Raw genomic sequence first — 20,480 nt, forward strand, 5'->3', positions numbered from 1 at the left:
GAGCCATGCTCGACTGGGGCCTTTCCTACAAACCTGACCGCGTTCAAGCGATACCCAAGCAGCCTTGCCCAGCCAATGCTGAGGCATGCCCAGTCCACTTCTCCTGAAAGGCCGTTGGTCGCAGGTACGGAATGTCTATGCGATCACGACGGTCACCCATCAACGCCGTCGGTACTTTGACGATCCAGAACGCGCCGCCATCGTTGTTGCGGGCCTGCAATGGATCCAGCAGGAGGGCCGATGCCTCAATCTTGCCTGGGCGGTCATGCCCGACCACGTGCACTGGTTGATGCAACTGCGCTCAGGAACCCTTGCTGCGTCGGTGCAGATGATGAAGTCGCGCGGCAGCCGTCTGGTTGGGACCGACGGCCCTCTCTGGCAGCGTGGCTACTATGACCACGCAGTACGGTGCGACGAATCCTTGAAAAGCCAGGCGCTGTACATCGCCGCCAATCCCGTACGCGCGGGGCTTTCGGCGCAGCTTGGCGATCATCCGTTTGCGTGGTGCCGTTGGTTTGATCGGTCGCCGTAGTATTTTGAGTCGAGCATGGCTCGACTCTACAAAGTTGCGCCGATATGTAGAGTCGAGCCATGCTCGACTGGCGCTGTTACCAGCGCGGGGTCTTGGTCAGCGGCGGGGCCTGGTGCTGGCGGTCGTAGGCGCGCAGTTCGTCACGGATATGGGCGATGCGCTGGCGGCCCAGGGCGTTGCGGCTGTCATCCAGCACCACGCCATCAAGCAGTTCGGCCATGCGCTGCACGGTGGGCAGCATCTTTTCCCAGGCATCGAGCGCGGTCAGCGGTGCCGGCAGGGTCAGGAAGAAGGCGATGGCCGGGGTTTCCATGGCGCGGATGTTGGCCATGTCGAAGCTGCCCGGCTTCATGATGCTGGCCATCGAGAAAATCGGGCCGCGCTCGGGGTGGCCTTCCACCAGCCGGTGGAACACGTTCATATGGCCGAATACCAGGCCGGTCTTTTCCGCCGCCACCACGATGTCTTCGCCGCGCAGCTGTTCGCCCGCGCGGGCGGCCACGAACAGCGAAACGATCTTGTCGAAATCCTGGGTGGCGCGCTTGCCAAGGTCGTTGGCTGCGCCGTCTGCATCGGCCAGACCCAGCTCGGCCTGCTGGCCCTCTTCGCCCAGGCCGGGTTCGCTGCGGGTCTCGGCCAGCGGTACGCCGTCTTCGCCCAGTACCGGTTCGCGGCGCTCGCCTGCAGCCGGCTCGGGGCCGTCCACGCGGCGCCCCTGCGGCTTCTTCTTGGGGCGACCAAACAGGAAGATCGCAGCCACCAGCAGCAGGCCGGCGGCCAGGATGCCGATGCGCAACAGTGCCGTGTCGGACATTCGATGGGTTCTCCGGCTAGTTCATTCAGGTAACTAGAATGGCACGTCAGGCCGCGCCCGCCAATCGCGCGGCTTCTTCCAGGTCCACGCTGACCAGGCGGCTGACGCCCGGTTCGCGCATGGTCACGCCGGAAAGCTGGTGCGCCGCTTCCATCGTCGCCTTGTTATGGCTGACGAACAGGAACTGCACCTTCTCGCTCATTTCCTTGACCATGTTGGCCAGGCGACCGACGTTGGCCTCGTCCAGTGGCGCGTCCACTTCGTCCAGCAGGCAGAACGGCGCGGGGTTGAGCTGGAAGATGGCAAACACCAGGGCCACCGCGGTCATCGCCTTTTCGCCGCCGGACAGCAGCGAAATGCTGGACACGCGCTTGCCCGGCGGGCGCGCCATGATGGTCACGCCGGTGTCGAGCAGGTCTTCGCCGGTCAGTTCCAGGTAGGCATGGCCGCCGCCGAACAGACGCGGATACAGCGCCTGCACGCCGGCGTTGACCCGGTCGAAGGTGTCCTTGAAGCGTCCGCGGGTTTCGCGGTCGATCTTGCGGATCGCATCTTCCAGGGTTTCCAGCGCGGTGGTCAGGTCGGTGTGCTGCGCATCCAGGTAGTCCGAGCGCTGCGAGGCCTCGCCGTACTCGTGGATGGCGGCCAGGTTCACCGGCTCCAGCCGGCGCATGCGCGCATCAATCTGGTGCACGGCCTGTTCCCACTCGGCCAGGCGCGCATCGTCCGGCAGCGCCTCCAGCACTTCGCCCATCACGAAGCCGGCCTTTTCCACGGCAGCCTGCAGGGTTTCGGCGCTCAGCACCAGCGCCTGCTGGTCCAGCCGACGCTGGGAAATACGCTCGCGCTGCGCCAATGCCTGCTCGTCACGCTGGTGGCGGGTCTGTTCATAGGTGCGCAGGTCGGCATCGATGCCGTCCAGCAGGGTGCGCGCCTCGGTCAGCACGCGATCGGCGCGCACACGCTCTTCCAGCGCACGCTGGTGCTCGGCCTGCAGCGATTCCACCGGCGAATCGCCATCGTCCAGCTGCGAATGCAGTTCGCCCAGGCGCGAATCCAGCTGGCCACGCTGGGTGCTCATGCGCTCCAGCGCCTGGCCGAGCGACGCCAGCTGCGCACGCTGCGATTCCAGGGTCAGTGCCAGCGCATGCGAACGCTCGCGCGCCGCACGTGCAGCATCACGGGCCAGATCGCGCGCTTCGGTCAGCTGGCGGCGCTCGCTTTCCAGGCCCTGCCGGGTCGATTCCAAGTCGCCCATGCTGCTGACCGCGTTTTCCAGCCGCGAACGCGCTTCGCGCGCCTGTTCGTTGTTGGCCTCCAGCGTCTCCAGCAACTGCTTCAGCTCACCTTCGATGCGGTCGATGCGGGCACGCGCAGCCTCTACCTTGCCCTGCTGGCCCTGCAGCTGGCCGGCCAGTTCGGATACGCCGCGATGGGCCTGGTACAACGTGCGCTGCGCGTCCTCGCGCTGCTGCTCGGCGGCCAGCAACTGCTCGCGCAGTCCGGCCAAGCGCTCTTCCAGCTCGGCCTCGCGGTCCTGCAGCTGTTCGATCTGCTCGCGCAGTTCATTGATCTCGCGCTCGCGCAGCAAGGCGCCCTGCTGCGCGGCGCCGGAGCGCGACACGCGCAGCCAGCCCTGGCCCAGGCGCTCGCCGTGCTGGGTGATGATGGAATCGCCTTCAGGCAGACCGGCCTGCAGCGTCTTGGCCTCGGCCAGGTCGCGGGCACCGTGCAGGTGCGCCAGCAGGCGACGGATGGCCGCCGGGCCACGCACGCGTGCGGCCAGCGAGGTCGGAGCCACATCCAGCGCGGCGTCATCGCTGGCGACCAGGGCAATGCGGCCCTCGCCCAGCTCGCCGAGCGCGTCGACCAGGCGGGACGGGTCATCGACCAGCACGCCTTCGATCAGTTCGCCCAGCGCACTTTCAACGGCATTTTCCCAGCCAGCATCGACGTCCAGACGCTCGCCGACGCGTGCCGCCGAATCCAGGCCGTGCGACTGCAACCAGGCCACCGCAGCGCCCTGCTCCTGGCCCAGTGCGGCCTGCTGCAAGGTTTCCAGCGAGGCCAGGCGCCCGCGCAGGCCATTGACCTGTTTGTGCAGCTCGGCCAGTTCGTTCTGGCCCGCGCGCTGCTGCTCCTGCACGGCGGCCACGCCTTCCTTGCGGTGCTCGACCTCTTCGGTCAGCTCGTCCAGCGCGGTCTTCTGCGTGTCGTGCTGCAGGTGCAGCTGTTCGAACGCCTCTTCCAGTGCCTCGACATCCAGGCCGGCGCGCTCGGCCGCCAGCGCCTCGCGGCGGCGGTCGGCATCCAGGATCTGCTTGTCCAGGTAGTCCACGCGGGTGCGCTCGACATCGCCGGCACGCGAAGCTTCCGAACTCTGCGAAGTGTGTTGTTCCCAGCGCTGCTGCCAGCTGGCCAGGCGGTCTTCGGCCTCGCGCAGGCTTTCCTGCTTGATCTCGTTCTCTTCCTGCAGCGCTTCCAGCTGCGGGGTCGCGTCTTCGACGGCCTCGCGCAGCACGCCCAGGCGCGCCTCGTCGCCGCTGATGTGCTGGCCCAGCTCGGCCAGCGCCTGCTGGGTTTCGTCGCGCGCCTTGTGCAGGCGCTGCGACAGTTCGCGCTGGTGCTGGATCTGCTGCTCCACCCGGGCCAATGTGCTGCCCACCTGGTAGACCGCCGCCTGTGCGGTATTCAGGGCGTCGGCCGCCTCTTCGCGGCGCACGCGCGAGGTTTCGATATGGGCTTCGGCCTCGCGCTGCTCGGCAATCAGCTGCTGCAGACGCGTTTCTTCCTGCAGCAGGCCTTCGCGCAGCTTGGAAAGACGGCCATCCAGGCCGCGGAATTCCAGCGCCTTCCACTGCCCATCCTTCACCCGGCGCTCTTCCTGCAGCGCCTGGTACTGCTCGGCCTGCTTGGCCTGGCGCTTCAGGTGTTCGAGCTGCTTGCCGATTTCATCGCGCAGGTCGCCCAGCCGGTCCAGGTTCTCGCGGGTGTGGCGGATGCGGGTTTCGGTTTCCTTGCGGCGTTCCTTGTACTTGGAAATGCCGGCGGCCTCTTCCAGGTACACGCGCAGGTCTTCCGGGCGCGCCTCGATGATCTGGCTGATCATGCCCTGCTCGATGATCGAGTAGCTGCGTGGGCCCAGGCCGGTGCCCAGGAACAGATCAGTAATGTCGCGACGGCGGCACTTGGTGCCGTTCAGATAATAGTTGCTGGTGCCATCGCGGCTGACCGTGCGCTTGACCGAGATTTCGTTGAACGAGGCGTATTCGCCGGAAATCGTATGATCGGAGTTGTCGAAGATCAGCTCGACGGTGGCCTGCGAGACCGGCTTGCGCGCATTGGAACCGGAGAAGATCACGTCGGTCAGCGAGTCGCCGCGCAGACGGCTGGCCGAACTCTCACCCATGACCCAGCGCACGGCGTCGATGATGTTCGACTTGCCGCAACCATTGGGTCCCACCACGCCGGTCATGTTGGTCGGCAGGTGCAGGGTGGTCGGATCGACGAACGACTTGAAGCCGGACAGCTTGATCGTGGAAAGACGCATAGGGGTTCCGGGCTGGGGCCGGCGGGCGGCCTGCTTGCCCTGCAAGTCATTGATCCTGCTGGGATCGCCGACAATGGCATGGGCGTGACGCCCTGAGTATACCGATGTGGCCCGGTTCTACACGGCATGTTCTACGCGGGGCGTGGAACATCGCAGGGCGGGCGGCGGCCGCCCAAAACAAAACGGGCCCCCCTGCGGGCGCCCGTTCTGCGGTGATACCCGGCCTTTCGGCCCGGAATCAGGCCTTTTCGGCTTCGACCACAACCTTGACGGTGGTTTCCACGTCGGCGTGCAGGTGCACCAGGACGTCGTATTCACCGATGTTGCGGAAGGCGCCTTCGCCCAGGATGACTTCGCTCTTGCTCAGCTCCAGGCCGGCAGCGGTGAAGGCATCGGCGATTTCGCGGGCGCCGACCGAGCCGTACAGCTTGCCTTCGGTCGAAGCGTTGGCGGCGATGGTCACGCTCGCGCCTTCCAGCTTGGCCTTGCGGGCTTCAGCGTCGGCGTGGATGGACTGTGCCTTGGCTTCGTATTCGGCGCGCTTGGCTTCGAACTCGGCCTTGTTGGTCTCGGTGGCCGGCACGGCCTTGCCCTGCGGCACGAGGAAGTTACGGCCGTAACCCGGCTTGACGGTGACCAGGTCACCCAGGTTGCCGAGGTTGGTGACCTTCTGCAGGAGGATCAGCTGCATGGTAGTGCTCCAGATAAGTTATTCGTTAGCGAGGCAGCGCCCCGCAACTGTGGCTGTCCGAATAGCTGGCACAGCGGGGCGGCACGGGGCCGCCCCGCCGGGCATCAGACGTCGTGGTTGTCGGTGTACGGGATCAGGGCCAGGAAGCGAGCGCGCTTGACGGCGGTCGCCAGCTGACGCTGGTACTTCGACTTGGTACCGGTGACGCGGCTCGGCACGATCTTGCCGTTCTCGGTCAGGTACTGGCGCAGGGTGTTGAGATCCTTGTAGTCGATCTCCTTCACACCTTCAGCCGTGAACTTGCAGAACTTGCGGCGACGGAAGAACTTGGACATGGGAAGGCTCCTTAGGCGGCGGAAGCGGCGTCGTCGCCGGCTTCGTTGTCAGCGGTGGTGGTGGACTCGCCTTCTTCGTCGTCACGACGACGGCGCTCACCGCGCTCCGGCTTGTCACCCTTCTCGTCCTTGCTCTTCATGATCAGCGACTGCTCGGTGTCAGCCTCGTCACGCTTGATGACCAGGTTGCGCAGCACGGCGTCGTTGAAGCGGAAGCTTTCGGTCAGCTCGTTCAGCACGGCCTGGTCGGCTTCGATGTTCAGCAGCACGTAGTGCGCCTTCACCAGGTTCTGGATCGGGTACGCCAGCTGGCGGCGGCCCCAGTCTTCCAGACGGTGGATGGTGCCGTTGCCGTTCTCGACCAGCGACTTGTAGCGCTCGATCATGGCCGGGACCTGCTCGCTCTGGTCCGGGTGGACCATGAACACGATTTCGTAATGACGACTCATGTTTTTTCTACCTTTCGGATGTGGCCTTGCGGCCGGACAGCCCCCCGCCGTGGATACCGCGGTGGGGCAAGGGTTCCCGCCCAGAGGGCAGGAAGCCGCGCATTATGGCGCAGATGGGGGTGGCGGGCAACCCGGCCCGCCGAGGGGCAGGTAGCGCCGGGTCATGCCCGGAGAACGTATTCAGCCCAGATCGACGTGAAGGCGGTGCTGGCCGCACTGCAGGCACTGGAACAGGCAACCGACCATCTCGCCATCACGGGTCAGCCACTCCAATACCCCGTCGGCGTCGCGCGGATTGACCGCCGCCACGTCCGGCCGGACCTGGTCCAGGATCGGCAGCAGGTCTTCGCCGCTGGCGAATCCGAGGAACGCGCAGGGCCGTTCACAATGGCTCAGCCAGACCGACTGCTGCCAGGACGGGTAGCCAGGGGTGCGTTCGCAGATCTCCAGCAGCATCTCACGGCGGATGCTCGGCGGCGGGTCGGCCGGGTCCGGCGACACCCCCTCGATATCGGTCCAGCCGGTGAATTCGCCCTCGAAGCGTGCCGATGCGGTGCCATCGGCGATACACCACGGGCACAGGTAGTCGGGTTTCAGGGCGGCGTAGAACGACCCGCGGTAGCGCAGCGTGCGCGACTGGCCGCAGCCGTCACAGACCCCATCGACCGTTTCGAAGGCGGTCGCGTAGGCGTTGGGGTGGTAGGTGAAAACAGGGCGTTCCATCCGTGGGTCCATTCGTGCCGACCAAGGTCGGCACCTACCAGGCGGGTTGCGGTCGGCACCTGCCAGGCGGGTTGCGCCGGGCCATGCCCGGCGGGGTTGCGCCGGGCCTTTCCCCGGCGAGGTAGCGCCGGGCCATGCCCGGCGGGTGCCACAACCGCGCGTCAGGCCTTGTCGGCGTCGGTCGTGAAGCTTTCACCGCACCCGCACTCGGCGGTGGCGTTCGGGTTGCTGAACGTGAACGTCTCGCTCAGGCCATGCTTGCCGAAGTCGATCACGGTGCCGTCCACCAGGGCCAGGCTCTTGGCATCGACGTAGATCTTCACCCCGTCCTGGTCGAACACGGTGTCACCCTCGCGCTCGTCACGGGCCAGGTCGGTCACATGGCCCCAGCCGGAGCAACCGGTCTTGGTCACGCCGAAGCGCAGGCCCAGGGCGCCGGGGGTCTGGGCTACGAAGCGCTGCACGCGCTCGAAGGCGATCGGGGTCAGGCTGACGGCCATGAGGCTCACTCCAAGGGTACGGGGACATTATAAGGAGCCCAGCGGCGCGAAAAATGCCTCGCAAGCAGAACGCTGCAACCGGTAAACTCCCGTGTTCACAGATCGAGTCGATCAGCAGAGGATTCAAGTCATGACGGTGGTCAGCGTTGAACATGCGCTTGCCGGGAAGATCCCGGAAGGCGGCGAAGTCACGGTACGCGGTTGGGTGCGCACGGTGCGCGGTTCAGCGAATCTGGCTTTCGTGAATGTGAGCGACGGCTCCTGCTTCGCCCCGATCCAGGTCGTGGCCAACGACACCCTGGGCACCTTCGACGAGATCAAGCGCCTGACCAGCGGCTGCTCGGTCATCGCCACTGGCACCCTGGTGAAGTCGCAGGGCAAGGGCCAGTCGTTCGAGATCCAGGCCAGCGCGCTGGAAGTGGTTGGTTGGGTCGAAGACCCGCTGACCTACCCGATCCAGCCCAAGCCGATGTCGCCGGAGTTCCTGCGTGAAGTGGCGCACCTGCGCCCGCGCACCAACCTGTTCGGCGCGGTCACCCGCATCCGCAACTGCCTGGCCCAGGCCGTGCACCGTTTCTTCCACGAGAACGGCTTCAACTGGATCAGCACCCCGATCATCACCACCTCCGACGCCGAAGGCGCCGGCCAGATGTTCCGCGTGTCCACCCTGGACATGGTGAACCTGCCGCGTGACGAGAAGGGCGCGATCGACTTCAGCCGCGACTTCTTCGGCAAGGAAACCTTCCTGACCGTGTCCGGCCAGCTGAACGTCGAGGCCTACTGCCTGGCGCTGAGCAAGGTCTACACCTTCGGCCCGACCTTCCGCGCCGAAAACAGCCACACCACCCGCCACCTGGCGGAGTTCTGGATGATCGAGCCGGAAATCGCCTTCGCCGACCTGGCCGAAGACGCGCGCCTGGCCGAAGAGTTCCTGAAGTACCTGTTCCGTGCGGTACTGAACGAGCGTGGCGACGACCTGGCCTTCATCGCCGAGCGCGTGGACAAGAACGCGATCACCAAGCTGGAAGACTTCATCAACGCGCCGTTCGAGCGCATCGACTACACCGATGCGGTCAGCCTGCTGCAGAAGTCCGGCAAGAAGTTCGACTTCCCGGTCGAATGGGGCCTGGACCTGCAGACCGAGCACGAGCGCTGGCTGACCGAAGAACACGTCGGCCGCCCGGTGGTGGTGACCAACTACCCCGAGCACATCAAGGCCTTCTACATGCGCCTGAACGACGACGGCAAGACCGTTGCCGCGATGGACGTGCTGGCCCCGGGCATCGGCGAGATCATCGGCGGCAGCCAGCGCGAAGAGCGCCTGGACGTGCTGGACGCGCGCATGGCGCAGTTCGGCCTGGATCGCGAGCACTACAGCTGGTACCGCGATTTCCGCCGCTACGGCTCGGTGCCGCACGCCGGTTTCGGCCTGGGCTTCGAGCGCCTGGTGGTCTACGTCTGCGGCCTGTCCAACATCCGCGATGCCATTCCCTACCCGCGCGCCCCGGGCAGCGCGGACTTCTAAGCCCCACACGAGCACGGAGGTACTGCCCCCATGACCCTGTTCTTCGCCCTCTGTTTCGTCGGCGTTGCAGTGGCCGGGTTCAGTGCCTTCGTGATCTTCTGGCCGCTGACCCTGGTGCACGTGCGCGATCGCCACCCGGCGCTTGCCGCACGCTTTGGCAGTGGCGCCTTCCTCAAGCCCGACGCCCTGGCCTGGCTGCTGCGCCGCGACTATCGCCAGCAGCCGGACCGTTCGCTGTCCGGGCTGGCGACGCCGGCCTGGGTATCGCTGCTGACCCTGCTGGCCGGACTGGGCATGGCTGCCCTGCTCTGGCTGGCCTCGCTCTGGTAATACGCACATGAACGACAACAACGACGCCCGCGACAGCTGGTGGCTGGCCAGCCTTGGCAACACCCTGATCTGGGCCCGCCTGCGCGTGCGCCCGGCCGGCACCGCCGAAGTGCTGGACAGCGATGGCAACACGCTGAGCTACGACAGCGAAGATACCGCCCGTTCGCAGCTGTTCGATGCCGAGTTCGTCGAGTACGACGGCCTGGACGAAGAAGACGCGCTGGTCCGCGGCTTCAGCCTGCATGAAGTGCAGCCGCCGCAGGCCGGCAGCGATGAAGGCCTGCGCGGCCGCATGGTGCAGTCGCTGGGCGGGCGCGCCTGAGCCCAGGCCGATGTTCACCCCGCGCGCCTTCGCCGAAACCGACCTGCGCTGGCTGGACCGCCTGCTGGCCCGCGATGCGTTTGTCACGCTGCTGACCACCGGTGACGACGGCCTGCCGGAACTGACCCGGATGCCGGTGCTGTACCAGCGCCAGGGCACCCGGATCGAGCTGCGCGGGCACTGGGCCCGGGCCAACCCCCAGTCGCGCCGCGAGGGCCCGGCCAAGGTGCTGGTGGATGGCCCGCACGGGTACGTGTCGGCCAGCTGGTACCCCGACAAGGAACCCGCCGCACGCGTTCCCACCTGGAACTACGCCGCCGCCGAACTGCGCGGGCAGCTGCAGCGGTTCGACGACCCGGCCGCACTGGCCGACCTGGTCGGCGCCATCAGCGACCATTACGAAGCCAGTGTCGGCCAGCAGTGGCAGTTCGAGGCCGACCGCCCCGAACACGGCCCGGAACTGCGCGCCATCGTCGGCTTCCGTTTCCAGGTTGAACACGTGCAGGTGAAGCTGAAGCTGAGCCAGAACCACCCTGAAGCCAACCAGCTGGCGGTGATCGCTGCGCTGGATGAGCTGCACACCCCCGCATCCACCGAGCTGGCGCAGTGGATGCGCTGGCACCGCGACGAGGCCGCCGCCGGCGGCTGAGCGCCCGTTTCCCCACCACGACGCGGCCGGCAGGGCCGCCTCGTGCGCCCACCTGACGTCAGGGACACACGAACATGAAAGACATCCACAAGCTGCTGCAGAACAACCGCGAATGGGCCGACCGCATCGAAAAGGAAGACCCTGAGTTCTTCCACCAGCTGGCCAAGCAGCAGCATCCGGAATACCTGTGGATCGGCTGTTCCGATTCGCGCGTGCCGGCCAACCAGATCATCGGCATGGCCCCGGGCGAGGTGTTCGTGCACCGCAACGTGGCCAACGTGGTGGCCCACAGCGACCTGAACTGCCTGAGCGTGGTGCAGTACGCGGTGGACCAGCTGAAGGTGAAGCACATCCTGATCGTGGGCCACTACGGCTGCGGCGGCGTGCACGCCTGCCTGCACAACACCCGCGTCGGCCTGGCCGATAACTGGCTGCGCCACGTGGGCGATGTGGCACAGAAGCACGCGGCCATCCTCGATGCGATCGACGATGACGAGCTCAAGCACGCCCGCCTGTGCGAACTGAACGTGATCGAACAGGTGGCCAACCTGTGCCGCTCCACCATCGTGGAAGACGCCTGGGCGCGTGGCCAGAAGCTGATGGTGCACGGCTGGGTGTACAGCCTGAAGGACGGCCGGGTGAGCGAAATGGGCATCGATGTCGGCGCCCAGGACGAGCTGAAGCCGGCGTACGAAAAGGCCCTGGCCTTCGTGCCCCGCCACGGCAAGCGCGACTGACCGACCGGAGACTGCCATGCTCGCCTCGCCGATCAACCTGCTGGCCTGGATCGAAGAACACCGGCACCTGCTGAAGCCGCCGGTGGGCAACAAGATGATCGAGAACGGCGATTTCATCGTGATGGTGGTGGGCGGGCCGAATTCGCGCACCGACTACCACTACGACGAAGGCCCGGAGTGGTTCTACCAGCTGGAAGGCGAGATGGTGCTGAAGGTGCAGGAAGACGGCGCCGTGCGCGATATTCCGATCCGTGCCGGCGAGATCTTCCTGCTGCCGGGCAAGGTGCCGCATTCGCCGCGGCGCCCGCCCGGCGGCGTCGGCCTGGTGGTCGAGCGCAAGCGCCTGGCGCACGAGCGCGATGGCGTGATCTGGCATTGCGAGCAGTGCAATCACAAGCTGTACGAAGAGTACTTCACCCTGCAGAACATCGAGACCGACCTGCCCAAGGTGTTCGCGCGCTACCAGGCGAGCCTGGAACTGCGCACCTGCAGTGAATGCGGGCACGTGGACCCGTTGCCGGCGCCCGCAGCGGGCTGACGCCCGCACCGGTAGGCGCCCACCTTGGTGGGCGCATGGATCTGCGAGCGCCAACCAAGGTTGGCCACTACCAGAAAACGCGACGCCCGCACCGGTAGACGCCCACCTTGGTGGGCGCATGGATCTGCGAGCGCCAACCAAGGTTGGCCACTACCGGAAAGCGCGGCGCCCGCACCGGTAGGCGCCCACCTTGGTGGGCGCATGGATCTACCGGCGCCAACCAAGGTTGGCCACTACCAGAAAACGCGGCGCCCGCACCGGTAGGCGCCCACCTTGGTGGGCGCATGGATCTGCGAGCGCCAACCAAGGTTGGCCACTACCAGCAGACGCGGCGCTCGAAGCGTGGCCGCGACGCCCCGGGCAGGCGCCAGGCGCTACACTGGCAATCCCGTTGCAGCCTGTTGCCCGCCCATGTCCGATCTGCTCAGTCGCACCCACGCCATTGCCCTGGACGCTGCCGATCCGCTGCGCCCACTGCGCAACGAATTCCTGATTCCGCGCCATGGCGGCGGTGAGCAGACCTACTTCGTCGGCAACTCGCTGGGCCTGCAGCCGCGCGGCGCGCAGGCCGCCGTGCAGGAGGTCATGAAGCAGTGGGGCGAACTGGCCGTGGAAGGCCACTTCACCGGCCCCACCCAGTGGCTGTCCTACCACCGCCTGGTGAGCGCGCAGCTGGCCCGCGTGGTCGGCGCCCTGCCCAGCGAAGTGGTGGCGATGAACACGCTGAGCGTGAACCTGCACCTGATGATGGTCAGCTTCTACCGGCCCACCGCGCAGCGCCCGGTCATCCTGATGGAAGCCGGCGCCTTCCCCACCGACCGCCACGCGGTGGAAGCGCAGATCCGCTTCCACGGCTTCGACCCGGCCGACTGCCTGGTGGAAGTGCAGCCGGATGAAGCCACCGGTACGATTTCGCTGGCCGCGATCGAGCGCGCCATCGCCGAACACGGCCCGCGCCTGGCGCTGGTGCTGTGGCCCGGCGTGCAGTACCGCAGCGGCCAGGTGTTCGACCTGGACGCGATCACCCGCGCCGCGCGCCTGCAGGGCGCCCGCATCGGTTTCGACCTGGCCCATTCGGTCGGCAACGTGCCGCTGCACCTGCACGATGTGGCGCCGGACTTTGCCGTGTGGTGCCACTACAAGTACCTCAACAGCGGCCCGGGTGCCGTGGCCGGTGCCTTCGTGCACGAGCGCCATCACCGCGATACCACCCTGCCGCGTTTTGCCGGCTGGTGGGGCCATGAAGAGGCCACGCGCTTCCAGATGTCGCCGCAGTTCACCCCGGCCGTGGGCGCCGAAGGCTGGCAGTTGAGCAATCCGCCGATCCTGGGCCTGGCCCCGCTGCGCGCCTCGCTGGACCTGTTCGAACGCGCCGGCATGGAGGCGCTGCGCAGCAAATCGCTGGCGCTGACCGGCCTGCTCGATGCGCTGGTGCGCGCGCGCCTGCCGCAGGTGCTGGACGTGGTCACCCCATCCGAACCGGAGCGCCGCGGCTGCCAGCTGTCGCTGCGGGTGATCGGCGGCCGCGAACGTGGCCGCGCGCTGTTCGAATACCTGCGTGGCGTCGGCGTGCTCGGCGACTGGCGCGAGCCGGACGTCATCCGCATTTCGCCCACCCCGCTCTACAACCGCTACCTGGACGTGCACCATTTCGTCGAGGAAGTGGAAGCCTGGGCCGGCCTGTAAGCCGCGCCCTCCCCTATTGCTGGACAGTTCGTTGATCGCACACGCCTCCCGCTCCCTGAGCATCATCGGCGCCGGCCTGGCCGGTTCCCTGCTGGCCATCCTGCTGTCGCGGCAGGGCTGGCGCATCACCCTGTACGAACGCCGCGGCGACCCGCGCGTGGCCGATTATGAAAGCGGCCGTTCGATCAACCTGGCCCTGGCCGAGCGCGGCCGCAATGCGCTGCGCCAGGCCGGCGTGGAGGACGAAGTGATGGCCCGCGCGGTGATGATGCGCGGGCGCATGGTTCACCCACGCGAAGGCAATCCGCAGCTGCAGCGCTATGGCCGCGACGACAGCGAAGTGATCTGGTCGATCCATCGCAGTGAACTGAACACCACGCTGCTGCAGCTGGCCGAAGAAGCCGGTGCCACCGTGCATTTCCACCGCCGCCTGCACACCGTGGATTTCGACGCCGGCTACGCGCGCTTCATCGATGACCGCGACGACAGCCCGCATGACATCCGCTTCGACAGCCTGATCGGCGCCGACGGTGCCGGTTCGGCACTGCGTGCGGCAATGAACCGGCGCACGCCGCTGGGCGAGGACATCGCCTTCCTCGACCATTCCTACAAGGAACTGGAAATCCCACCGGCCGCCGATGGCAGCTTCCGCATCGAGCGCAATGCGCTGCACATCTGGCCGCGCGGCCACTACATGTGCATTGCCCTGCCCAACCACGAAGGCACCTTCACCGTCACCCTGTTCCTGCCCAACCAGGGCAACCCCAGCTTCGCCACGGTCAACACCGGCGCGCAGGCCGAGGCGCTGTTCGCCGCCGAATTCGCCGATGCGCTGCCGCTGATCCCGGACCTGCGCGCGGACTGGGAACAGCACCCGCCGGGCCTGCTGGGCACGCTGACCCTGGAGCGCTGGCACCAGGACGGCCGCGCCGTGCTGATCGGCGATGCCGCGCATGCGATGGTGCCCTTCCACGGCCAGGGCATGAACTGCGCGTTCGAAGATTGCGTGGCGCTGGCCCGGCACCTGATGGACGCCGACGACCTACAGGGCGCCTTCGCCGCCTTCGAAGCCGAACGCAAACCCAATGCGCAGGCGATCCAGCAGATGGCGCTGGAAAACTACCTTGAAATGCGTGACCGCGTGGCCGACCCGGCCTTCCTGCTGCAGCGCGAGCTGGAACAGGAGCTGCAACGGCGCTGGCCGACCCGCTTCGTGCCGCACTACACCATGGTCACCTTCCTGCACACGCCGTATGCCGAAGCGCTGCGCCGCACCGAACTGCAGCGCGACATGCTGGTGGCGGCCACGGCCGGCCACACCACGCTGGACAACATCGACTGGGCCGCACTGGAAGCGCAGATCCACGCGCAGCTGCCGGTGCTGGAGGGCGCGCACTGATGGCTGACAGCTTCCTGTTCTACGACCTGGAAACCTTCGGCCAGGATCCGCGCCGCACCCGCATCGCGCAGTTCGCGGCCATGCGCACCGATGCCGATCTGAACGTGATCGACACGCCGGTCAGCTTCTTCGTGCGCCCGGCCGATGATCTGCTGCCCTCGCCCATGGCCACCCTGGTCACCGGCATCACCCCGCAGCAGGCCATGGCCGAGGGCGTGAGCGAGGCCGAGGCGTTCGACCGCATCAACGAACAGATGTCACGGCCCGGCACCTGTGCGCTGGGTTACAACACCCTGCGTTTCGACGACGAGTTCATCCGCTACGGCCTGTTCCGCAACTTCCACGATCCTTACGAGCGCGAGTGGCGCAACGGCAATTCGCGCTGGGACCTGCTGGACATGCTGCGGCTGATGCGCGCACTGCGCCCGGACGGCATCCAGTGGCCGCAGCGCGAAGACGGCGCGACCTCGTTCAAGCTCGAACACCTGGCCGAGGCCAATGGCGTGCGCGAAGGCGATGCGCATGAAGCACTTTCCGATGTGCGCGCCACGCTGGGCATGGCCCGCCTGTTCAAGCAATCGCAGCCGCGCCTGTGGGACTACGCCCTGAAGCTTCGCGACAAGCGCTTTGTCGGCAGCCTGCTGGACGTGGCGGCGATGCAGCCGGTACTGCACATTTCCATGCGCTACCCGGCCAGTCGTCTGTGCGCGGCGCCGGTGCTGCCGCTGGCCATGCACCCGACCATCGGAAACCGCGCCATCGTGTTCGATCTGGACGGCGAAGTGGACGACCTGCTGGCGCTGCCGGCCGAGGTGATCGCCCAGCGCCTGTACCTGCGCGCCAGCGAACTGCCCGAGGGCGTGGCCCGCGTGCCGCTGAAGGAAGTGCATCTGAACAAGGTGCCGGCGCTGGTGGCCTGGAACCACCTGCGTGCCGATGACCATGCGCGGCTGGGACTGGACGTGGCCGCGATCGAAGCCAAGGCCGCGCGCCTGCGCGAGGTCGCGCCGCAGCTGGCCGAGAAGGCCCGCCAGGTGTTCAACCAGCCACGCCCACCGATGCTGACCGATGTGGACGCCTCGTTGTACGACGGTTTCCTCGGCGCCGGCGACAAGCCGTTGCTGGCCCTGGCCCGCACCAGCGCGCCGCAGCAGCTGGCCGCGCTGGAAGAGCGCTTCCGCGACCCGCGATTGCCCGAACTGCTGTTCCGCTACCGCGCCCGCAACCATCCCGGCACCCTGTCGCCGGCCGAACAGGAACGATGGCAGGCGTACCGCCGCCAACGCCTGCTGGGCGAACAGGGCCTGGGCGAACTGAACCTGCCCCAGTACCAGCAGCAGATCGACGCGCTGGCCGCCGAAGCGCCCGACGACGTGCGCCGCGCCGAGCTGCTGCAGTCGCTGCGCGACTGGGGCCACCACCTGCAGGAGCAGCTGTGAGTACGTATTTTTCCGAGGCCAGTTTCAAGTTCCTGCGCAGCCTGGCGCGGCATAACGAAAAGGCCTGGTTCAACGACCATCGCCAGCAGTACGAAGACCACGTGCGGCAGCCGTTCCTGCGCCTGCTGGGCGACCTGCAGCCCGCGCTGGGCGAGGTCAGTGAGCACTTCCGTGCCGACACCCGCGGCGTCGGCGGATCGCTGTTCCGCATCCACCGTGACGCACGCTTCTCCAACGACAAGTCGCCGTACAAGACCTGGCAGGGTGCGCGCCTGTTCCACGAGCGCCGTCGCGAAGTGGCCGCGCCCTCGTTCTACATCCACCTGCAGCCCGGCGAGAGCTTCGTCGGCGCCGGCCTGTGGCACCCGGAACCGGAGACCCAGCGGCGCGTGCGCCACTTCATCCTGGACAACCCGGGCAGCTGGAAGGCGGCCGCGCACGGCGCGCCCCTGCGCAAGCGTTTCGACTTCGAGCAGAGCGAGAAGCTGGTGCGGCCGCCGCGCGGCTTCCCGGCCGACTTCGAATTCATCGACGATCTGAAGCACCGCAACTGGGTCATGTGGCGTTCGCTGGACGATGACACCATGACCGGCCCGCGCCTCCTGTCCACCCTGGGCAAGGACCTGGCCACCCTGGCGCCGTTCGTGGACTACCTGTGCGCGGCACTGGACCTGGAGTTCTGATGGTCGACGCCCTGCCCCTGGCCCAACAGCGCCGCATGCTGGGCCGCACCGGGCTGGCCGTCTCACCGGTCGGGCTGGGCTGTTCCGGCTTCTGGGGCCATCCGCGCTTCGCCGAGGACGCCGCTGCAGCAGTGGTCGGGCACGCGCTGGCGCAGGGCGTGAACCTGCTCGACACCGGCCACAACTACTCCGGCTTCCACGCCGAGCCGCGCCTGGGCCGCATCCTGCGCCCGTTGCTGGCACGCTTCCCGCGCGAATCACTGGTGATTTCAAGCAAGGGCGGCACGCTGACCGGGCAGGCCGGGATCAGCGGTGCCGAGCAGCGTGATTTCTCGCCGGCGGCGATCACCGCCAGTTGCGAGGCGTCGCTGCGCAACCTGGGCCTGGACTACCTGGACGTGTACCAGCTGCACGGCGCCAGCCAGCACGACATCAACGACGAGCTGCTGCACGCGCTGGCCCGCCTGCGCGAACGCGGGCTGATCCGGCACACCGGCATCAACACCCATTCGGCCGCCACGCTGCTATGGATGATCGACCACCCGCAGGCCTTCGACGTAGTGCTGCTGGATTTCAACGCGCTGCAGCAGGACCGCGCACCGCTGATCGATCGGCTGCACGCCGCCGGTATCGGCGTGCTGGCCGGCACGGTGCTGGCACAGGGGCACCTGCTGCCAGCACGCCCGCGCCTGCCCCGGCTGGCCGATGCCTGGTACCTGGCCCGTGCGTGGCTGAAACCGAGCAGCCGCCAGTTGATGCGCAGTGCGGGCGCGATGCGCCGCGCGGTGGCCGGCATCGATGGCCAGCGCCCGGCGCAGACCGCGTTCGCCTATGTGCTGCAGCACCCGGGCGTGGCCAGCGGCATCCTCGGCACCACCCGCCTGCGCAGCCTGGATGAGGTGCTGGCGACCCGCGTGGACGCACTCAGCGCCGCCGAACGGCAGCGGCTGGTGGTCGCCTTCGGTGATGGCCGCGGCTCACCCAGTCACTGACTCTTCACCTGCGCGGTCGGCGTTTGCGGCAGTCTGGGCGGCATGAAGAAACTCATCGGCGTCCTGATCCTGGCGGTTGCGGCCGTGTGCGCGTCGTGGTTCGGCGGCCCCTACCTGACCGTCCACGGCCTGTCCAAGGCCATCGAGCAGCGCGACACCGCGCGGCTGGAGCGCTACGTGGACTTCCCGCGCGTGCGCAGCAGCCTGCGCGCGCAGCTCAATGATTACCTGGTGCGCCAGGCCGGGCCCGAGGTGGCCAGCAGCCCCTTCGGCGCGCTGTTGTACGGCCTGGGCGACCAGTTGGGCGGCGCGGCGGTGGACACGATGATCACGCCTACGGGCATCGGTGCCTTGCTGCAGGGCCACGTGTTGTGGAAGCGTGGCCGCAACGAACTGCAGGGCGGTGATGCCTTCGGCCCGACCGAACCGGCGCAGCCGCTGAAACACGCCGAACACCATTTCGAGGCACTGGACCGGTTCGTGGTGGACGTGGAGCGCGGGCCGGGCCAGCCCCCCTTGAAGGTGGTGCTGGAGCCGCAGGGCCTGCGCTGGAAGGTGGTGGACCTGCAGCTGGGGATGTCGGGCAGCCCGTAAGCCCCACTTTGGTAGATGCCCACCTTGGTGGGCATTGACGCACAACCGTGCCAACCAAGGTTGGCACCTACCGGGGCGATGACGTGCCAACCAACGGTTGGCACCCACCCATCATGGCGTCACCCTTCGTTGGCGACACCGTGCGGCACGTGGCCGGCGGCCACGTGTTCGCGGGCGCTGTCGATGTTGTGCTGGGAATCGTCGAAGAAGATGTCCGCGCCGAAGGCCTGCAGGAACGGGCCCTTGTGCCGGCCACCCAGGAACAACGCTTCATCCAGGCGCACGCCCCATTCGCGCAGGGTGCGGATCACCCGCTCGTGCGCCGGCGCCGAACGCGCGGTCACCAGCGCGGTGCGGATCGGCGCACTCTCACCGGCCGGGAACACTTCCTGCAGCGTGTGCAGTGCCGACAGGAAGCCGCGGAACGGGCCGCCGCTGAGCGGCTCGCGCGCCCGCTCGCGCTCGTGGCGGCCAAACGCTTCCACGCCCTGCTCGCGCGAAATGCGCTCGCTTTCATCACCGAAGATCACCGCGTCGCCATCGAAGGCGATGCGCAGCTGGCCGGCGTTGCGCTCGCTGTGCACCACCTGGTCTTCGGCGGCCGCGGCGGTTTCACCCGGCGGCTTGGGCAGGATGGTGGCCGCGGCAATGCCATGGCGCAGCGCACTGCGCACCGATTCGGGGTTGGCCGACAGGAACAGATCGGTGCCGAACGGCTTCACATACGGCCAGGTGGGCTCGCCGGCGGTGAAGGTGGCGCGGATGATGCCCAGCCCGTAGTGCTGGATGGAATTGAAGATGCGCAGGCCAGTGTCGGCCGAATTGCGCGACAGCAGGATCACTTCCACCCGCGGGTTTTCCGGGCTGGCGCCCTGGTTCAGTGCCAACAGCTTGCGCACCACCGGGAACGCGACACCCGGCCCCAGGATGTCATCCTCGTGCTGGCGCTGGTATTCGGCATAGGCCGCCACGCCATCGCTCTCGAACAGCGCGTGGCTCTCTTCCAGATCGAACAGCGCGCGCGAGGTTACCGCGACGGTCAGCAAACGGGGGGTGTTGTCGCCCATGGCGGGGGTTCCTTGCAGCGGACGGCGGGGGCCGGCGGCGTATTGTCCCTTAAAAAACGAACTGTTCGCTCAGGATGCGGTCTTCCAGGTTGTGTTCCGGGTCGAACAGCAGGGTCACCCGGCGGTCCTTGGATTCGCGGATGGTCACTTCCACCACGTCACGCGTCTCGTGCGAATCGGCGGTCACGCTCACCGGCCGCTTGTACGGGTCCAGCACGCGGAAGCGCACTTCGGTGTCGGCCTTGAGGATGGCGCCGCGCCAGCGGCGTGGCCGGTACGGGGCCAGCGGCGTCAGGGCGATGGTGTGGGAGCCCAGCGGCAGTACCGGGCCGTGCGCGGAATAGTTGTAGGCGGTGCTCCCGGCCGGCGTGGCCACCAGCACGCCATCGCCGATCAGCTCGGCCACGCGCTCCTGGCCGTTCAGATCGATGCCGATATGCGCGGCCTGGCGGGTCTGCCGCAGCAGCGACACATCGTTGTAGGCCAGCGAGCCGGTACTGGTGCCCGACTCGGTCAGCGCGATCATTTCCAGCGGGCGCAGGTTGGCTGGCTCGGCGCGGGCGATGCGGGCCTGCACGTCATCGTCGCCGCGGTACTGGTTCATCAGGAAGCCGACCGTGCCCAGCTTCATGCCGAACACCGGTTTGCCCAGGTGGCCATGGCGGTGCAGGGTCTGCAGCATGAAACCGTCGCCGCCCAACGGGCACAGCACATCGGCCTGGTCGGGCGCATGGTCGCCATAGCGCGACACCATGGCCGCGCGGGCCATCTGCGCAGGTTCGGTGGTGCTGGCCAGGAACGCGATGCGGGGGGTGTCGCTCATGGGTGGATCCGGGGGAAGGCTGTTCAAGAGCATAACCGAGCGCCGCTGCGCTCGCCGGGCATGGCCCGTGCGTCGGTAGCGCCGGGCCATGCCCGGCGAATG

General features: G+C 67.4%; 22 protein-coding genes. 13 read left to right on the forward strand and 9 right to left on the reverse strand.

The window, feature by feature from the left end; translation table 11 throughout:
* Positions 1-85: 85 nt before the first annotated feature.
* Positions 86-532, forward strand: a complete 447-nt coding sequence (locus tag C1932_RS12335; RefSeq protein WP_108762385.1) for a transposase — start codon at positions 86-88, stop codon at positions 530-532.
* Positions 533-608: 76 nt separating this feature from the next.
* Here C1932_RS12335 and zipA read toward each other — a convergent pair whose 3' ends face one another.
* The 7 genes from zipA to C1932_RS12370 all read right to left on the reverse strand — a co-directional run bounded on the left by zipA (position 609) and on the right by C1932_RS12370 (position 7,594).
* Complete coding sequence (gene zipA, locus C1932_RS12340; protein WP_108753528.1) at positions 609-1,346, reverse strand: cell division protein ZipA; 738 nt, start codon at positions 1,344-1,346, stop codon at positions 609-611.
* A 46-nt stretch (positions 1,347-1,392) separates the two neighbouring features.
* Complete coding sequence (gene smc / locus C1932_RS12345) at positions 1,393-4,896, reverse strand: chromosome segregation protein SMC (RefSeq protein WP_108762386.1); 3,504 nt, start codon at positions 4,894-4,896, stop codon at positions 1,393-1,395.
* Positions 4,897-5,134: 238 nt separating this feature from the next.
* Positions 5,135-5,587: a 50S ribosomal protein L9 gene (gene rplI / locus C1932_RS12350; RefSeq protein ID WP_108750008.1), complete on the reverse strand. Its 453-nt coding sequence runs from the start codon at positions 5,585-5,587 to the stop codon at positions 5,135-5,137.
* A gap of 104 nt (positions 5,588-5,691) precedes the next feature.
* The gene (rpsR, locus tag C1932_RS12355; RefSeq protein WP_002804494.1) at positions 5,692-5,922 is read right to left on the reverse strand and encodes a 30S ribosomal protein S18; all 231 of its coding nucleotides are present in this window, start codon (positions 5,920-5,922) and stop codon (positions 5,692-5,694) included.
* Positions 5,923-5,933: 11 nt separating this feature from the next.
* Positions 5,934-6,371 carry a 30S ribosomal protein S6 gene (rpsF, locus tag C1932_RS12360; RefSeq protein WP_049445625.1) on the reverse strand — a complete coding sequence of 146 codons (438 nt, stop codon included), beginning with the start codon at positions 6,369-6,371 and terminating at the stop codon, positions 5,934-5,936.
* Between the two features lie 180 nt (positions 6,372-6,551).
* Positions 6,552-7,094 carry a CbrC family protein gene (locus tag C1932_RS12365; protein WP_108762387.1) on the reverse strand — a complete coding sequence of 181 codons (543 nt, stop codon included), beginning with the start codon at positions 7,092-7,094 and terminating at the stop codon, positions 6,552-6,554.
* Positions 7,095-7,255: 161 nt separating this feature from the next.
* Positions 7,256-7,594, reverse strand: a complete 339-nt coding sequence (locus C1932_RS12370) for an iron-sulfur cluster assembly accessory protein (protein WP_006452998.1) — start codon at positions 7,592-7,594, stop codon at positions 7,256-7,258.
* A gap of 130 nt (positions 7,595-7,724) precedes the next feature.
* Here C1932_RS12370 and asnS point away from each other — a divergent pair, with 130 nt between their 5' ends.
* From asnS to C1932_RS12430, 12 genes are all read left to right on the forward strand, one after another.
* The gene (gene asnS / locus C1932_RS12375) at positions 7,725-9,119 is read left to right on the forward strand and encodes an asparagine--tRNA ligase (protein ID WP_108762388.1); all 1,395 of its coding nucleotides are present in this window, start codon (positions 7,725-7,727) and stop codon (positions 9,117-9,119) included.
* A gap of 30 nt (positions 9,120-9,149) precedes the next feature.
* A complete protein-coding gene (locus C1932_RS12380; protein WP_005410232.1) occupies positions 9,150-9,449 on the forward strand; it encodes a hypothetical protein in 300 nt (99 codons plus the stop codon).
* Positions 9,450-9,456: 7 nt separating this feature from the next.
* Positions 9,457-9,771: a hypothetical protein gene (locus tag C1932_RS12385; RefSeq protein WP_108750011.1), complete on the forward strand. Its 315-nt coding sequence runs from the start codon at positions 9,457-9,459 to the stop codon at positions 9,769-9,771.
* Between the two features lie 10 nt (positions 9,772-9,781).
* On the forward strand, positions 9,782-10,420 hold the full coding sequence (locus tag C1932_RS12390; RefSeq protein WP_108762389.1) for an FMN-binding negative transcriptional regulator: 639 nt from the start codon (positions 9,782-9,784) through the stop codon (positions 10,418-10,420).
* Between the two features lie 74 nt (positions 10,421-10,494).
* Positions 10,495-11,157 (forward strand): carbonate dehydratase, encoded by a 663-nt coding sequence (can, locus tag C1932_RS12395; RefSeq protein ID WP_108750013.1) that lies wholly within the window; start codon positions 10,495-10,497, stop codon positions 11,155-11,157.
* 16 nt (positions 11,158-11,173) lie between these two features.
* The gene (locus tag C1932_RS12400; protein WP_108753534.1) at positions 11,174-11,695 is read left to right on the forward strand and encodes a 3-hydroxyanthranilate 3,4-dioxygenase; all 522 of its coding nucleotides are present in this window, start codon (positions 11,174-11,176) and stop codon (positions 11,693-11,695) included.
* 411 nt (positions 11,696-12,106) lie between these two features.
* Complete coding sequence (gene kynU, locus C1932_RS12405; RefSeq protein WP_108762390.1) at positions 12,107-13,381, forward strand: kynureninase; 1,275 nt, start codon at positions 12,107-12,109, stop codon at positions 13,379-13,381.
* A gap of 31 nt (positions 13,382-13,412) precedes the next feature.
* Positions 13,413-14,780, forward strand: coding sequence for an NAD(P)/FAD-dependent oxidoreductase (locus C1932_RS12410; RefSeq protein ID WP_108763438.1), 1,368 nt, complete (start codon positions 13,413-13,415; stop codon positions 14,778-14,780).
* On the forward strand, positions 14,780-16,219 hold the full coding sequence (sbcB, locus tag C1932_RS12415; protein ID WP_108753536.1) for an exodeoxyribonuclease I: 1,440 nt from the start codon (positions 14,780-14,782) through the stop codon (positions 16,217-16,219). The genes C1932_RS12410 and sbcB overlap by 1 nt, the downstream gene beginning before the upstream one ends.
* On the forward strand, positions 16,216-16,902 hold the full coding sequence (locus C1932_RS12420; RefSeq protein ID WP_108756590.1) for a DUF2461 domain-containing protein: 687 nt from the start codon (positions 16,216-16,218) through the stop codon (positions 16,900-16,902). Before sbcB ends, C1932_RS12420 begins: the two co-directional genes overlap by 4 nt.
* Positions 16,902-17,894 carry an aldo/keto reductase gene (locus C1932_RS12425; RefSeq protein WP_108762391.1) on the forward strand — a complete coding sequence of 331 codons (993 nt, stop codon included), beginning with the start codon at positions 16,902-16,904 and terminating at the stop codon, positions 17,892-17,894. Before C1932_RS12420 ends, C1932_RS12425 begins: the two co-directional genes overlap by 1 nt.
* A 42-nt stretch (positions 17,895-17,936) precedes the next feature.
* A complete protein-coding gene (locus tag C1932_RS12430; RefSeq protein ID WP_108762392.1) occupies positions 17,937-18,488 on the forward strand; it encodes a DUF2939 domain-containing protein in 552 nt (183 codons plus the stop codon).
* Positions 18,489-18,607: 119 nt separating this feature from the next.
* Here C1932_RS12430 and C1932_RS12435 read toward each other — a convergent pair whose 3' ends face one another.
* Positions 18,608-19,555, reverse strand: a complete 948-nt coding sequence (locus tag C1932_RS12435) for a 5'-nucleotidase (RefSeq protein ID WP_108750020.1) — start codon at positions 19,553-19,555, stop codon at positions 18,608-18,610.
* A 49-nt stretch (positions 19,556-19,604) separates the two neighbouring features.
* Positions 19,605-20,378, reverse strand: coding sequence for an NAD kinase (locus C1932_RS12440; RefSeq protein ID WP_108750021.1), 774 nt, complete (start codon positions 20,376-20,378; stop codon positions 19,605-19,607).
* Positions 20,379-20,480 lie beyond the last annotated feature (102 nt).

The sequence above is a fragment of the Stenotrophomonas sp. YAU14D1_LEIMI4_1 genome (assembly GCF_003086815.1).
Lineage (GTDB): Bacteria > Pseudomonadota > Gammaproteobacteria > Xanthomonadales > Xanthomonadaceae > Stenotrophomonas.